The sequence below is a fragment of the Streptomyces ardesiacus genome (assembly GCF_003112575.1).
Taxonomy (GTDB): domain Bacteria; phylum Actinomycetota; class Actinomycetes; order Streptomycetales; family Streptomycetaceae; genus Streptomyces; species Streptomyces ardesiacus.
The window spans coordinates 1,433,708-1,447,938 of record NZ_BEWC01000001.1; the positions used below are offsets into that span (position 1 = coordinate 1,433,708).

The window sequence follows — 14,231 nt, forward strand, 5'->3', positions numbered from 1 at the left end:
CGATATCGGCGCACGGTATCTGAGTCGGAGAACGGGCAGGTGAACGAAGCCGCCGTGCGTGACGGCGGTGACGGTGCGCTGCTCGCGGAAATGGTTGACTCCTCAACGGCCATTTCCCCTTCAGGGCCCAGGCGGTGGCCGGTGGTCTCGGCCAAGCGATGGAAGTGGGCGGCGGCGTCGGCCTGGCTGGTTTGGCCGGCTTGGCCGAGGCTCGCGCCGGTGCGGAGGAGCACATCGTGAGGGTCGAGGACGTGGCCCGCCTCTCACCGTTTGTACGGCGTCACATCACCATGCTGGGCCGGTACTCCTTCCCGCTTCGTGCTCTGCCCGGCGGCCTGCGACCTCTGCGTGACCCGGGCACCCTGACGAGGAATGACCGTGTGGACATCGCTGCGTCCTGCTAACGTCTGCGACATGAAGCGCGCCGCTGTGACGACGACGCCGGAGAGTGTCCCGGCGCGCTGACAGATGATCTGATCCGAAGCCCCGGGGCAAGTGCCCCGGGGCTTCGTCGTAGGCCCGGTCACTTGCTCCGCAACCAGCAGGGAGACCGCAATGACCGCCGTGCACGACCACCGCAGGCTCGGCCGTGAACTGGGCCTGTTCGACACCGATCCGCTGATCGGCGCCGGCCTGCCGTACTGGCTGCCCGACGGCGCGGCCGTGAGGCACACCCTGGAGGAGTACATCCGTGCGGCCGAGCGCCGGGCAGGCTACCAGCACGTGTACTCACCGGTCCTCGGCAAGCGGGAGCTGTACGAGATCTCGGGGCACTGGGCGCACTACAGCGACGACATGTTCCCCTCGATGGACCTCGGCGGAGAGCAGGTCGTCCTGCGGCCGAGCCTGTGCCCCCATCACGCGCTGATCTACCGCTCCCGCTCCCACAGCTACCGCGAACTGCCCCTGCGGATGGCCGAACTGGGCGGCATGTACCGCTCCGAACTCTCTGGCGTGCTCGGCGGGCTGACCCGGGTGCGGGCCATCCAGCTCAACGACGCGCACATCTTCTGCACCCTGGACCAGGTCGCCGAGGAGGCGCAGGCGGCGCTGGGGATGATCCGCCAGGCGTACGAGGCGCTCGGCATCACCCCCACTCGGTACCGGCTCTCCCTCCCGGGGCCCGGCGGCAAGTACGTCGCCGCGCCCGAGAAGTGGCAGCGCTCCACCGCCCTGTTGACCGACGTCCTCGACCGTTCAGGCCTGCCCTACGAGGCAGCCGAGGGAGAGGCCGCGTTCTACGGCCCCAAGATCGATGTGCAGGTCACCGACGGCGCCGGCCGGGAGTCCACTCTGTCCACCGTTCAGGTCGACTTCCACCAGCCCGAGCAGTTCGACCTGCACTACATCGGCGCGGACGGCGCCAAACACCGCCCGGTCATGGTCCACCGCAGCATCATCGGCAGCGTGGAACGAGCCGTCGCCCATCTCATCGAACAGCACGGCGGTGCCTTCCCCGCCTGGCTCGCCCCCACTCAGCTGGTGATCCTCCCGATCTCCGACACCGAACTGCCGAACGCCGCAGCCCTCGCCCAACGCTGCACCCGCCTCGGACTGCGCGCCCAGATCGCGGGACCGGACCGCGGCAGCCTGGGCGCCCGCATCCGAGAGGCCCGCCTGGTTCCCTACCAAGCCGTCATCGGTGCCAAGGAGGCCGCCGACGATCACGTCGCACTGCGCTTGCGTGACGGACGTCGCCTCGCACCGCGGCCGGTCAGTGACGCACTCGCCCACATCAGCGCACTCATCGGGGCCCACAGCACCGATCTGTGGGCCGAGCCCACCTCATGGCAGGCGCCGCGATGAGCGCCTGCCGGCGCCCGGCGCGAGGCAACTGCTGTTTTCCGCAAGGGCGTTCGGGCGAGGGCTTGACGTAGCGGCGGACGCTTCCCGGCTTCTTGTGTCTTGACTCGGCCATCAGCATCAGCATCAGCAGGCTGGCCCCGGCCTCACCTCGGAGCAGGGTCGCTTCGAGCAACTGCCGGAGGCAGGTGTGTGAAGCGCGGATCAGGCCCTCACCAGGCTTGTGGCGCGCTTCCGGAGAACCTGTACCCGGCGAAGTCGGCGACGTGGACATACCCCATGCGCTGGTAGAGGGCGTTGCTGGTGGGGTTGTCCGGGTCCGTGAACAGGACGACGTCCGTCGCGCCCGCGGCCAGCGCGGCCCGGCTCGCCTCGGCCGTCACGGCGCCTGCGTAGCCGCGGCCCCGGAGGTGGACCGGGGTGTAGACGGGGTCGATCCGGACCATGCCGCCTATGACCGAGGTCGCGGCTGCCATCGAGACGGGGATGCCGTCCGGGGTCTCCCAAAGGGTGAAGTGCCGGTCGCCGAAGCGTGAGTCGTCCCAGGAGCCGGCGTCGATCAAGTCGATGGAGGACTGCTCCCCGACAATGACGCAGAACTCACGGCACCAGCGCACGACCTGTTCGCGGTCTGTCCCGTCCGTGAGACGGCCCCGGCCCTCCGGGGGCGGCTGTGGCGGGGTGAGTGTGCCGAGACGGTAGAGGTGGGTCCGCCAGAAGAGTGCCGGCGCCGCACCTGTGTGCCGCTGCCAGGAGTCGGCGAATGCGGTGGCGGTGTCGTGGTCCGCGATGACGTTGGCGGGCGAGTGGCCGAGAACAGTCAGATGGGCGGCGAGGGCGTCGGTCTGCTCGACAGAGAGGGGAGTGAGGCCCAGGCGGCCGCGTGAAGTGAGATAGAAGACCGCGTGGACCTCGCCCCCGGCCTCCAGTCGGCCGAAGACGGCGCTGACGGGGCCGTGTGCGTCCGGCCTGCCCATCCGCAGTTTCTCGATGTCCGTCAGCGGGGTGTTGTGGAGGGCGGGGCGCGAGCGCAGGAATCCCCCGGCTCGGGTGAGGAAGTCGTCAACGTCTTGGGTGAGGTGCCAGTCGTCCGGGAGCATGCTTCATGATCCCGAGCCTCCTCGACTCGGGGAGCACTTGCTCGATGCCTTTCAGTCAACGTGACAAGTACCTGCGGTCAGCGATGCAGGATGCCGGGCTGGGCGCCGGGGGCGAGGGTGGGTTCGGTGACGGGGACGTCACCGAGGGCCTGGTCGACGGCCGTGAGGAGGTCGTCCGACAGGTGGACGCCGGAGGCGGCGGCGTTGGCGTGAACCTGCTCGGGGCGGGAGGCACCGGTGATCGCGGAGGCGACCTCGCTACGGCGCAGGACCCAGGCGAGGGCCAGCGTGGGCATGCTCATCCCGGCCTGTTCGGCGATCGGGACGAGGCGCTGGACCGCTTCAAGAGCGGCGTCGCTGTAGACGAGGTCCTGGGAGACCGCCATGTCCGCGGAGGCGAAGCGGCTGCCCTCGGGGACGGGCTGGCCGGGCTTGTACTTACCGGTCAACACGCCCTGGGCGAGCGGGGACCAGACGATCTGGGAGATGCCGTTCGCGGCGCACAGACCGAAGACCTGGGCCTCGGGGGCCTGCCACAGCATGGAGTACTGCGGCTGGGAGGAGACGAACAGGTCGGCTCCGGCGATGTCGATCGCGGCCTGGATCTGTTCGGGGGTCCACTCGCTGAAGCCGACGCAGCGGGCCTTGCCCTGCTCGACGACCTTCTGGAACGCCTCGACGATGTCCTCGACCGGAACCGCCGGATCGAAGCGGTGCGCCTGATAGAGGTCGACGTAGTCGGTGTTCAGCCGGGTGAGGGAGGCGTCGATCTGCTTGGCGATCTGCGTCGGGGACAATCCCTGGTCGGCCGGGTCGTCGGACATCGGGCCCCAGACCTTGGTGGCCAGGACGTAGGAGTCCCGGGGGTGGGCGGAGAGGATCTCGCCCCAGGCCGTCTCGGCTGCGCCCTGGCCGTAGACGTTGGCGGTGTCGAAGAAGTTGATGCCGGCGTCGAACGCCGCTTCGGTGCAGGCGCGGGTGCGGTCGGCATCGATGCCGCCGGAGTAGGTCAGCCAGGAGCCGAGGGAGATCTCCGAGACTTCCAGGTCCGAGCTGCCGAGCTTGCGGTATCGCATGAGTGCTCCTTCGGGAGAGAGGGGTGTGGTCAGCGTCGGCGGGACGACGGTCCAGGGGCGGGAGCAACGCCGCGGGTGTCGGCCGGATCGGTGACGGACCGAGGTGCCGACTGGCCGGAAGCGAGGTCCTGGCCTGCCTGTTCGTTCGGCCGGTCCGGTGCGGGTGCCCGTGCCGGTGCCGGTGCCGGTGCCGCCGTACGGTGCGTGGCGGCCGGCAGGCCGAGCGGTACCAGGGCAGGCAGAGCGAGGACCGTGCCGGTCAGCGGCGGTCCCTGCAGGTGCGGGGTGGAGGCGAGGGCGGCGCCGCCGGTCCGGGAGCCGAGGGCGATGCCGGCCTGGAACGCGGACGTGGCCAGCGCCATGGGCAGAGCTCGGCCGGCTCCGGCGACGTGGACCACTTGACCGACCACGACCGGGTTGGTCGCGAAGCCGGTGGTGCCGAGGAGCACGACCAGGACCACGTCCACGACGCCGTTGGTCGCCCACAGGATGAAGCGCGGCCATGACCACGGCGGTGACCGCGGTGGCGGGCAGGAGGGTGCCGTAGGGCTTGCCGCCCCCGCGGCGTCCACCGAGCGCGGTGCCGGCCCACCCGCCGGTGCACCGCGTCCACCTCGTCGCTCACCGATCGAGCCTTCGACGTCCACTGTTGTGTGGAGGCCGGACCCGGGCGGTACCTGTCGTCCTCTATCCGAGCGTGAGCATCGCCTCGGCGACCGCGCCGACCGCCGCGTCGGGGATCGCGGTGGCGGCCTCCTTGAGGACGAGCAGCCGTGCACCGGGGATCTCGCGCGCGATGGCCTCGCCATTGCCGACGGGGAAGAACCGGTCGCGGCGGCCGTGGACGACGAGCGTGGGGACGTCGATCTCGGGCAGGCGCTCGCGCCAGCGGGGTGTGCAGTCGAGCCTGGAAAACACCATGCCCATCTGGTTGGCCATGTGGACCGGGGGCGCGGTGCCGGGCGTGCGGTCCCAGACGCGCGCAGCGATGTCACGCGCGGCGACGGGGTCGTCGCCGAGGATCTCCGCGGAGGCGGCGGCGAACTCCGCGACGGCCTCGCGGTCGGTCCAATCGGGCATCGGACACGCGAACAGCCGGCTCATCGTCGACTCGTCATGGTCGGGGAGGTCGTCGTCGGGCGGTCCAGGGGCAACCGCGCGGGTGCCGACCAGGGTGAGCGCCGAGAACGCACTCGGATGGTCGAGCACGGCCACTTGGGCGACCATCCCGCCGACGCCGATCCCCGCGAGGTGCGCAGGTCCCCCGCCGAGCGCGTCAGCAAGGGCCGCCGCGTCGGCGGCGAGGTCACGCAGGGTGTAGGCGGGCGCCTCCGGATCCGTCGTCGACGACTCCCCGCTGTCACGCAGGTCGTAGCGCACCACACGGCGCCCGCCGGCGGCGAGGCGCTCGCAGAGCGCGTCCGGCCAGGAGAGCATCGTCGTCCCGCCCACGAGCAGGACGAGCGGCGCCTTGTCGTCACCGAACGACTCGATGCCCAGGGTGATCTCATGGATGTTGACAGTATTCATCGGCTCACCGGAAGACGTCGTAGGTCAGATGCGTACAGGTCGATGTCGGGCTCACGCTCCGCTGCACCAGCGTGCGCGGCGCCGCACCGGCGAACAGTGGGGTCCCGGCGCCCAGCACGATGGGCGCGAGGTGCAGCGTCAGCGTGTCGACCAGCCCGGCCTCCAGCGCCGAGCCGATCGTGGAGCCGCCGCCCATGAGGATGACGTCGAGGTCCTTGCCGCTGTGCGATGACGCCGCCGCGGCTCGCTCCTGCGCGGCGGCGACGGCGTCGCGCAGACCGGTGGTGACGAACGTCCAGTCGAGGTTGGTGGTCCGCACCGACTCCGGCGGTGAGCTCGTCACGACGACGAACGCGGGTTTGCCGACCTCGCCGGCGCCGTAGCCGGACGTGTCGTCCCAGCCTTTCGGCCCGTCGACAACGTCAAAGAGGTGGCGGCCGAGGACGACGGCGCCCGAGCGGGCGGTTCCCTCGCGCAGGACCCGGCGGTCGTCGGGGTCGTCGGAGAACGCCCACGTGTGCAGGGCCTCGCCGCCGGTACCCAGACCGTTGTCCGGGCCGGGGTCGGGCCCGGTGACGAAGCCGTCGAGAGAGACCGAGATGTCAGCGATGATTCGACTCATGCCAGGGCAGACCCCAACCGCCGCCCAAACTCATCGCTTACGCACGAAGCGTGTGACGGATGCGAGCGATGCAGTGAGTCGAGGGGGCGCTCGGCAATGCGTGCGCACTGAGCAGGAAGACGCCACTCAACGAGGTTGCCGAGACATCCTCGGTGAGTTCGTCGAGCGGGTACGGCTTGGTGTCGGCCGGGATGCCCTCGCGCTGTGGCCGGGAAGGTGTGCCGGGTTGCTCGTTGTGCTGGTCGGATGTGACGACTTGTGCGCCGTCCACTCGAGTCCACCGGCACGGAGGGCATCCTCGACCTCGCCGAGCTTCGCTGACGACAAGACTCCCACCTGCTCGGTCAGATCTTCCTCGGCCAGCGTGACCAGCCAAGTGCACGGGACAAGACCGGGACGTGGCAGCGCCACCCGAAGGACACCCTCGAGTGGCAGCCCCTCGGGCGCCCCCACTGCCACCTCGACGGCCACACCGCTGATCTCGGTCCCCGCAGGAGCGACGACCTGCATCGCTCGGAACCCGGACGCTTCGTCTCCCGACAGCAGTACTACCGGCCGCCGCTCGTCCACGTCCGCCAACCAGACCTCGCCGCGCGGCATGTGCCCTCCCGACGCAGGATCGCGGGGAACGCTGCACGCCCCGGACCGAATCACCTCATTGTCGGGCTGCAATCCAACCAGACCTTCCTTCTGCGCGTCCGTCGAGAGGTGGACGCCGTTCAGGCGTGCTGCTAGTTGAATATGGAAGTCATTACCGACTACTGTCTGACTGCCGAACAGGTGGCCGCGTGGGCGGCGGCAGGGGAGGGGTCCTCATGACCGTGGCAGGCCGGGCGTCCGAAGCCCGGAAGATCAGTGTCGAGCGGGACCGGTGTGTCGGGGCGGGGCAGTGTGTGCTCGCCGCGCCGGCCGTCTTCGACCAGGACGACGAGGAAGGACTCGTGCTGGTCCTGGACGGGGAACCGCCCGCGGCCCAGTCGGACGCGGTGCGTGAGGCCGTGTGGGCCTGCCCGTCCGGCGCCCTGGCCCTGCGGTAGTCCGCGAGAGCGCGGCAGTCCACGAGCGCTGCGGGACGGTCCAGCACCCAGACGTGACGGAAGCGGTACGTCTTGCCGCCGAACGCGCTGCTGACCTGCTGGTCACCGGATCCCGTTGGGCCCTCTTTCACACGCCGTGCATGTGCCACGGCTTCTTGATCAGCTCAGCAGAACGTCGAGGAGAAGCATGTCCAGACAGATCGATCGCCGCGCCTTCCTCCGTCGCGGTGCCGCGGGGGCCGCGGCTCTGGCGGTGGGCCCCGGCCTGCTGGCGGCGTGCTCCACCGAGGAGCCCGCGTCCGACCGCAAGTCCGGGCCGGGTTCGTCGCCCCGCTCGGGCGGCACGCTGCGGGCCGCCTTCGTCGGAGGCGGCGCCTCGGAGACCCTCGATTTCTTCAACGGCCCGTCCGCTCTCGACCTGGTGCGTGCCCGAGCCTGGCACGGCACCCTGGGCAACCTGGACCCCAGCGGGCCCGACGGGGTGCGATACGGCGTGCTCAAGGGCATCGACATCGCCGACGATCTGTCCGCCTACACCCTGCACGTGCGGCCCGGCGTCCGCTTCACCGACGGCTCCGAGCTGACCGCGGCCGACGTCCTGCACTCCCTCAGCTCCCTCGCGGCCACCAGCAAACTGCCCGTGTACCGGCTCGCCGCCGCCAACTTCGACCTCGCGCACGCCAGGGCCGAAGGCGACCTGAAGGTCGTCCTGCCCACCCTGCGGCCCATCGCCGACGGCCGCATGATTCTCTGCCAGGGCAACTTCCTGGTCGTCAAGGACGGCACCAAGCGCTTCCGCAAGGGCATGCCCAGTTGCGGCCCCTTCCGGCTGACCGAGTTCACGGCCGGCCAGGGTGCGGCGTTCGAACGCTACGACGACCACTACGGCCACGTGCCCCACCTGGACGGACTGGAGCTGCGGGCGATCGCCGACTCGACCGCCAGGGCAGGAGCGCTCACCGGCGGTGAGATCGACTTCGCGCACGACCTCTCACCCGTCACCGCGCGCACACTCGGGGACAACGGCAACGTCGAACTCGTCCCCACGAAGAGTCCGTACCTGGTCGGCCTGTCCTTCCAGATGAACATGAAGGCCAAACCTTTCGACGACCCCAGGGTGCGCGAGGCGTTCAAGCTCGCGGTCGACCGGCGGGCCATGGTGGACACGGTGTTCTACGGCAACGCCGAAGTCGGCAACGACCTGCCCTCCCTCGGCTTCCCCGACTACGCGGAGGGCCTGCCCCAGCGCGCCCACGACCCGGAGCGCGCTCGGGCGCTGCTCAAGGAGGCCGGGGCCGAGGGGATGAAGGTCACGCTGACGACCGGCCCGGAGACGCCGGGCATGGTCGAGATGGCCACCCTCTTCGTCGAGGACCTGAAGAAGGCCGGTGTCCGGGCGTCGGTGCGGGAACTGCCGGCGGGACAGCTTTACGCGGACTTCCCCGCCTACACGGCTCTGCCGCTGGTGGGCTCGTACCAGATGCCCGTCCCCGCACTCTCGACCTACCAGATGAGCACGGCGGGCGGATCGCCGTCGGCGTTCGGCTGGAAGGAGTCCGCGACCGACACCCTCGTGGCGAAGGCCCGCGCCGAGAGCGACCGGGCCGAGGCCAGGAAGCTGGGAACGCGGGCCCAGCGCACGCGCTGGGAGGACGGCAACCAGGTACTGCCGGTCTTCAAGCCGAACCTGAACGCCCAGTCCAAGGGGGTCCGTGGGATACGTGACGATCTCTTCGAGCAGTTCCCCGGCTTCTCGCAGGCGTCGCTGGCGTGAGCCTGATCGTGTTCGTCGGCCGTCGTCTCGTGGGGGCGGCCGTCCTGCTCGTCGTGTTGTCGGCCGTGATCTTCGCGGCCACGGCGGTCCTTCCGGGCGACGCGGTCAGCGCGGTCGCCGGGGTGGACGCCTCCGAGGCGCAGCGCGCCGAGGTCCGCGCCGAACTCGGGCTGGACCGGCCGGCCGCGGCACGGTACGCGGCCTGGGCGGCAGGCGCCGTCCGGGGGGATCTGGGCCATGGCTTCGTGGGGGACCGGCCGGTCACCGACGTCCTCGCCACCCGCCTGCCCAACAGCCTGCTCCTCGCCGGGCTGACGCTCGCGGTCACCGCACCACTGGCCGCGCTCCTGGGCCTGTGGACCGGGCTGCGCGGGGGCGGCGCCGACCGCTTCGTCTCGACGGCCGCCCAGATCCTGGCGGCCGTACCGGAGTTCGTCGTCGCCGCGCTGCTCGTGGCGGTACTGGCGGTGTGGCTGGAGCTGCTGCCGCGTGTTTCCGTCATTCCCCTGGGCGGTACGCCCCTCGACGTGCCGCACGCGCTGATCCTGCCCGTGCTGACGCTCGGCGCCGTAGGGCTCGCGGTGGCCACCAGGCTCCTGCGGGTCTCCGTCGCGGACGCGGCGGCCACCCCCTACTGCGAAGCCGCACGGCTCAACGGAGTACGCGGAGTGCGGCTCGCCGTCCGCCACATCCTGCCCAACGCAGCGGGTCCCGCCGTCCACGCGCTCGCACTCACCACGGGGGCGCTGGTCGGCTCGGCGGTGGTGGTGGAGAACGTCTTCGACTACCCGGGCATCGGCAGGGAACTCCAACTGGCCGTCGCGGCACGGGACATACCCATGGTGCAGGGCATCGCCACGGTACTCGCCGGGGTGATGCTCGCGGTGCTGCTGACCGGCGACATCTGCGCACGCCTGCTGGGCGCACGGGAAGGACACGGCCGATGACGACCGCCCTCACACCACCGGGGAGGCGGTCACGCACCCCACGGAGGGGCACCCTCCACCGCCGCCGGCCACCACTGCTCACCGGGGCGGGCACCCTGCTCGTCCTCCTGCTCGCCCTGCTGGGCCCGCTGGCCGCGCCGCACAGTCCCACCTCACAGCTCGCCGCGCCCTTCCACCAGCCCGACGGCCGGTTCCTCCTCGGCACGGACGTGCTGGGCCGGGACGTACTGAGCCGGGTGCTCAGCGGCGGCCGCACCATCGTGCTCACCGCGCTGGCGGGTACGGCCGCGGCCGGAGCCATCGGGACGGCCGTCGGCGTTCTGGCGGCCATGGTCTCCCGCCGGCTGGGTGACCTGCTGCTCCGCTGCATCGACGCCCTGGCCGTCCTCCCCGCCCTCCTCATCGTCCTCGTCCTGGCCGCCGGGTTCCCCGGCAGCGACGCGGCCCTGGTGGCCGCGATCGCCCTCGCCACCGCCCCGTTCTCGACCCGCGTGCTGCGCGCCGCGGCGGACACGGTACTCAGCAGCGGGTACGTCGAGGCCGCCCTGGCCCGGGGCGACACGCGGCGGGCCGTACTGCGCCACGACGTGCTGCCCAACATCGCCGGACCGGCGCTGACGGACACCGCGCTGCGCTTGGTCGCTTCCCTGCACCTCACCGCCACGGCGGGATTCCTGGGCCTGGGACCGGGCGGGGCGACGCCGGACTGGGGGCGCATGGTGAGTGAGAATGTCCCGGGTGCGACGCTGGCCGTCACACCGTTCCTCGCCCCGGCGCTGCTGCTGGTGCTGCTGTCCGTCTGTGTCGGCCTGCTGGCCGGGCGGCTGGCGGACACCGTGGGGAGGGGAGCCGCATGACCGGTCGCCGTGCCACCGCTCCCCTCCCCGGCACCGGTCGGCTCGCGGAGATCAACGCCCTGACGCTCGGCCCCACGGCCGGCGGGCCGCCCGTCGTGCGCGACGTCGGCCTCTCGGTGTCGCACGGGCAGGTGCTGGGAGTTGTCGGCAGGTCGGGGTCGGGCAAGAGCAGTCTGGCGCACAGTCTGCTCGGACACGTGCGCCCCGGCCTGCGGATCCGCGGCGGGACCGTCCGGGTGGCCGGCCTGGATCCCTTCGACCGGGCGGGTGCCCGTCGGCTGCGCGGCCGGGTGGTGTCGTTCCTCGGGCAGGACCCGGCCTCGTCGCTCAACCCCGCGCTCCGGATCGGCACGCAGATCGCCGAGGCGGTGCGGCTGCGCTCGTCCGTGACGGGGAGAGCCGACGTCTCCGCGAGGGTCGGGGAGTTGCTGTCGTCCGTGCGACTGCCGGCCGACCGGGCGTTCCGGCGTCGGCTGCCCCGGCAACTGTCCGGGGGACAGGCCCAACGGGTCGCCCTCGCCGTGGCGCTGGCGGGCCGGCCCCGCCTGCTGGTCCTCGACGAGCCCACCAGCGGCCTGGACCCGGTCCTGGCGGACGGCATGCGCGGCCTGCTGGCCGAGGCCCTCTCCGAGGGGGACCGCGCCGCGTTGCTGGTCAGCCACGATCCGGCGTGGATCGCGTCCGTGGCGGACGACGTGATCCGTCTGGAACAGGGCCGGATCGTCGCCCGCCGGAAGCCCGGGGTGGTGCCGGCCGCCCGGCCTTCCAGAATTCCCCCGGCCACCGGACTCCGCTCCGAGACTCCCCGTGACGCTGCCGCCGACTTCGCCGCCTCGGGAGGGCTTTCCGCACGGGGTCTGCACGCCGTCCACGGGCGGGTCTGCGTGCTGCACGATGTCTCCCTCACCGTTCCGGCGGGTTCCTGCACCGCCGTCGTGGGTGCGTCGGGATCGGGGAAGACCACCCTCGCCCGATGTCTTGTGGGACTGCACCCGCCGGTACGGGGGAGCGTCGAGTGGCGTGAGGGCGGCGCGCCGCGCGGACGCGGGGCTGCGGTGCAGCTCGTCGCACAGGACTCCCGCGGGGCCCTCAATCCGCGCGAGTCCGTGGCCGACGCGCTCACGCGCCCACTCAGGGGGCTGCGCAGCCGGTCGGCCTGGGAGGCGTCCGGTGAAGCCGAACGGCTCCTGGGACTGGTCGGGTTGCGAGCCGACGTACTGACGCGCCGGCCCGGGGAGTTGTCCGGCGGGCAGCGTCAACGCGTCGCGCTGGCCAGGACGCTGGCCGCCGAGCCGCGTGCTCTCGTCTGTGACGAGACCACCTCGGCGCTCGATCCGGAGACCGCGGACCAGGTCCTGGACCTGCTGGACTCGCTGCGGCGCACGCTGGGCCTGACGGTCGTCATGGTGACGCACGACCTGACCGCCGTAGCCCCCCGCGCGGATCAGGTCGTCGTCCTGGACGGGGGCCGGGTCGTCGAAGCCGGTCCTGCGGACCGTGTCCTGGTGGACCCCGAGCATCCCGTCACCCGAGGACTGCTCGCCCGCGAGGAGGGCCCCGCCCTCGCCGTGCCGGAGTAGCCGAGGGTGAGAGGCGTCCCACGGGCGTCGGGAGGAGCGCCCCGCCTCGTGGGCGCTCCTCCGCGAGACGCCTTACGGCCGGAGCAGTGTCTGCGCCAGCGTGGCCTTGTCGACCTTTCCGACCGCGGTCAGCGGGAGGCCGGCCACCTGGACCACCTCGTCCGGGCTCTTGTATCCGGCCAGCCCGCGCACCCTCAGGTGAGCGGCCAGCTCCCGCGCGCCGGGAGCCTCGCCGTCGCACACCACGAAGGCGACGGTCCGCTCGCCCCGGCGCTCGTCCGGCACACCCACCAACGCCGCGGCAGTGATCGCCGGATGCGTGAGCAACTGCTCCTCCACCTCGACGGCGGCGATCTTCTCACCGCCGCGGTTGATCTGGTCCTTGATCCGGCCCACCACCACGAGGTGCCCGCTCGGCAGCCGACGCACCACGTCGCCGGTCCGGTAGTAGCCGTCCGGGGTGAACGCGGTGCGGTTGTGCTCCTCGGCGCGGTAGTAGCCACGCAGCGTGTACGGGCCCCGGGTGAGCAGTTCGCCCGCCGCCCCGTCCGGCACGGGCCTGCCGTCGGCGTCCACCACCAGGATCTCGTCGTCGGGGGAGACGGGCCGGCCCTGGGTGGCGCAGACGAGGTCCTCGGGGTCGTCGAGCCGGGTGAGGTTGATCAGCCCCTCCGCCATGCCGAAGACCTGCTGCACGGTGGCCCCGAGCGCCGGACCGAGCTCGCGGGCGTGCTCCTCCGGCAGCCGCGCCCCGCCGACCTGCACCACCGAGAGGCTGCCGAGGTCCCACGCACCGGAGGCGGCCTCGGCCACCCAGTGGGTGACGAGCGGCGGGGTCAGGGAGGTCAGGGTCACGCCCTCCCGCTCGACGAGCGCGAACGCCGTCTGCGGGCTGGGATCCGGGGCGATCACGACGGTCCCCCCGGCCATGAGGGTGCCCAGCACACCGGGGCAGGCGAAGGTGAAGTTGAATCCGACCGGCAGCACCGCCAGGTAGACGGTCCGCTCGTCGAGGGCGCAGATCCCGGCACAGGCGCGGGCGTTGTAGGCGTAGTCGTCGTGCGTCCGCGGGATGAGCTTGGGCAGGCCGGTGGTGCCGCCGGACAGCAACAGCAGGGCGACGTCGGCGGAGTCCGCTCCGCCGTCGTCGGCGCCCGGCGTCGGCGGGGCGGCCCGCAGTGCGTCGAACGGGACGAAGCCGTGCTCCGAACCCGGATCGCCGACCACGACGACCGTCCGGAGCGAGCCGTCCCGCCCCTGCTCCGCCCGTACCTCGCGCATCAACTGCCGGTGATCGAACCTGGCGTGCCGGTCGGGCACCACACAGGCCACCGCACCCGACACGCGCACCAGATGACCGACCTCCCGGCGCCGGTGGCCGGGCATGGCGTGCACCGGGACCGCCCCGAGGCGCTGCAGTCCGAACCAGGTGAGGACGAACTCGGCGCAGTTGGGGAGCTGGACGACGACGCGGTCACCCCGCTCGATGCCGAGCCCCCGCAGTCCGTGGGCGACGCGGTCGGCCTCGGTGTCCAGATCGGCATAGGTCCACCGCCGGTCCCCGTCGACCAGGGCGACACGGTCTCCATGGTCGGTGCCCGCCTCACGCAGGCGAGCACCGAAGGTGACCCCCTCCCAGTGGCCGACGGCCCGGTAGCGCGCCGATTCCACCTCCGACCAGCCGGTCAGCTTCTCGGTCATGTGGTTCTGCCCTCTCTCCGTCGATCTCGGGCCCTGGTGCCGCAGCCCGCGGTGTGACTACGATGTGAAGTCTAGAAATGATAATCATTTCAATCTAGAGTGGCGTTCGGCCCGGCGGGAGAGAGACCCGTTTCGGACGCCGGCCCCCAACTGGCCACCCCATATGACCGGAAGGCCCCCTCAGTGAGCGATGAAGCAGTCGTC

General features: G+C 71.6%; 13 protein-coding genes. 6 read left to right on the top strand and 7 right to left on the bottom strand.

The genetic code is table 11. The annotated features are described in order from the left end of the window. Positions 1-564 precede the first annotated feature (564 nt). Positions 565-1,806 (top strand): threonine--tRNA ligase, encoded by a 1,242-nt coding sequence (thrS, locus tag Sdi02f_RS06275; protein WP_108932938.1) that lies wholly within the window; start codon positions 565-567, stop codon positions 1,804-1,806. A gap of 209 nt (positions 1,807-2,015) precedes the next feature. Here thrS and Sdi02f_RS06280 read toward each other — a convergent pair whose 3' ends face one another. From Sdi02f_RS06280 to Sdi02f_RS06305, 6 genes are all read right to left on the bottom strand, one after another. After that, a complete protein-coding gene (locus Sdi02f_RS06280) occupies positions 2,016-2,903 on the bottom strand; it encodes a GNAT family N-acetyltransferase (RefSeq protein WP_108932843.1) in 888 nt (295 codons plus the stop codon). Between the two features lie 77 nt (positions 2,904-2,980). Next, positions 2,981-3,979 carry an aldo/keto reductase family protein gene (locus Sdi02f_RS06285; protein ID WP_108932844.1) on the bottom strand — a complete coding sequence of 333 codons (999 nt, stop codon included), beginning with the start codon at positions 3,977-3,979 and terminating at the stop codon, positions 2,981-2,983. A 29-nt stretch (positions 3,980-4,008) separates the two neighbouring features. Next, positions 4,009-4,446 carry an MFS transporter gene (locus tag Sdi02f_RS06290; RefSeq protein ID WP_108932845.1) on the bottom strand — a complete coding sequence of 146 codons (438 nt, stop codon included), beginning with the start codon at positions 4,444-4,446 and terminating at the stop codon, positions 4,009-4,011. A gap of 220 nt (positions 4,447-4,666) precedes the next feature. Continuing rightward, the gene (locus tag Sdi02f_RS06295; RefSeq protein ID WP_053663974.1) at positions 4,667-5,509 is read right to left on the bottom strand and encodes an alpha/beta fold hydrolase; all 843 of its coding nucleotides are present in this window, start codon (positions 5,507-5,509) and stop codon (positions 4,667-4,669) included. Between the two features lie 4 nt (positions 5,510-5,513). Next, entirely contained in the window at positions 5,514-6,131 is a 618-nt protein-coding gene (locus Sdi02f_RS06300) for a dihydrofolate reductase family protein (RefSeq protein WP_031185495.1), read from the bottom strand. A gap of 126 nt (positions 6,132-6,257) precedes the next feature. Beyond that, a complete protein-coding gene (locus Sdi02f_RS06305) occupies positions 6,258-6,731 on the bottom strand; it encodes a type II toxin-antitoxin system PemK/MazF family toxin (RefSeq protein WP_158716720.1) in 474 nt (157 codons plus the stop codon). A gap of 215 nt (positions 6,732-6,946) precedes the next feature. On the opposite strand from Sdi02f_RS06305, the gene Sdi02f_RS06310 reads away from it, so the two are divergent. From Sdi02f_RS06310 to Sdi02f_RS06330, 5 genes are all read left to right on the top strand, one after another. Next, positions 6,947-7,168: a ferredoxin gene (locus Sdi02f_RS06310; RefSeq protein ID WP_031084987.1), complete on the top strand. Its 222-nt coding sequence runs from the start codon at positions 6,947-6,949 to the stop codon at positions 7,166-7,168. A 187-nt stretch (positions 7,169-7,355) separates the two neighbouring features. After that, positions 7,356-8,942 (top strand): ABC transporter substrate-binding protein, encoded by a 1,587-nt coding sequence (locus Sdi02f_RS06315; protein WP_031084997.1) that lies wholly within the window; start codon positions 7,356-7,358, stop codon positions 8,940-8,942. Continuing rightward, the gene (locus tag Sdi02f_RS06320) at positions 8,939-9,889 is read left to right on the top strand and encodes an ABC transporter permease (RefSeq protein WP_031185496.1); all 951 of its coding nucleotides are present in this window, start codon (positions 8,939-8,941) and stop codon (positions 9,887-9,889) included. The genes Sdi02f_RS06315 and Sdi02f_RS06320 overlap by 4 nt, the downstream gene beginning before the upstream one ends. Beyond that, complete coding sequence (locus tag Sdi02f_RS06325) at positions 9,886-10,746, top strand: ABC transporter permease (RefSeq protein ID WP_108932846.1); 861 nt, start codon at positions 9,886-9,888, stop codon at positions 10,744-10,746. Before Sdi02f_RS06320 ends, Sdi02f_RS06325 begins: the two co-directional genes overlap by 4 nt. After that, entirely contained in the window at positions 10,743-12,326 is a 1,584-nt protein-coding gene (locus Sdi02f_RS06330) for an ABC transporter ATP-binding protein (protein WP_108932847.1), read from the top strand. The genes Sdi02f_RS06325 and Sdi02f_RS06330 overlap by 4 nt, the downstream gene beginning before the upstream one ends. A gap of 72 nt (positions 12,327-12,398) precedes the next feature. Here Sdi02f_RS06330 and Sdi02f_RS06335 read toward each other — a convergent pair whose 3' ends face one another. Beyond that, positions 12,399-14,027, bottom strand: coding sequence for a (2,3-dihydroxybenzoyl)adenylate synthase (locus Sdi02f_RS06335; RefSeq protein ID WP_108932848.1), 1,629 nt, complete (start codon positions 14,025-14,027; stop codon positions 12,399-12,401). Positions 14,028-14,231: the final 204 nt, after the last annotated feature.

What these genes read in the sequence shown, in the direction of transcription:
- Sdi02f_RS06280 (WP_108932843.1), bottom strand. Translation starts at nt 2,903, where the DNA reads ATGCTCCCGGACGACTGGCACCTCACCCAAGACGTTGACGACTTCCTC.
- Sdi02f_RS06285 (WP_108932844.1), bottom strand. Translation starts at nt 3,979, where the DNA reads ATGCGATACCGCAAGCTCGGCAGCTCGGACCTGGAAGTCTCGGAGATC.
- Sdi02f_RS06295 (WP_053663974.1), bottom strand. Translation starts at nt 5,509, where the DNA reads ATGAATACTGTCAACATCCATGAGATCACCCTGGGCATCGAGTCGTTC.
- Sdi02f_RS06300 (WP_031185495.1), bottom strand. Translation starts at nt 6,131, where the DNA reads ATGAGTCGAATCATCGCTGACATCTCGGTCTCTCTCGACGGCTTCGTC.
- Sdi02f_RS06305 (WP_158716720.1), bottom strand. Translation starts at nt 6,731, where the DNA reads ATGCCGCGCGGCGAGGTCTGGTTGGCGGACGTGGACGAGCGGCGGCCG.
- Sdi02f_RS06310 (WP_031084987.1), top strand. Translation starts at nt 6,947, where the DNA reads ATGACCGTGGCAGGCCGGGCGTCCGAAGCCCGGAAGATCAGTGTCGAG.
- Sdi02f_RS06315 (WP_031084997.1), top strand. Translation starts at nt 7,356, where the DNA reads ATGTCCAGACAGATCGATCGCCGCGCCTTCCTCCGTCGCGGTGCCGCG.
- Sdi02f_RS06325 (WP_108932846.1), top strand. Translation starts at nt 9,886, where the DNA reads ATGACGACCGCCCTCACACCACCGGGGAGGCGGTCACGCACCCCACGG.
- Sdi02f_RS06330 (WP_108932847.1), top strand. Translation starts at nt 10,743, where the DNA reads ATGACCGGTCGCCGTGCCACCGCTCCCCTCCCCGGCACCGGTCGGCTC.
- Sdi02f_RS06335 (WP_108932848.1), bottom strand. Translation starts at nt 14,027, where the DNA reads ATGACCGAGAAGCTGACCGGCTGGTCGGAGGTGGAATCGGCGCGCTAC.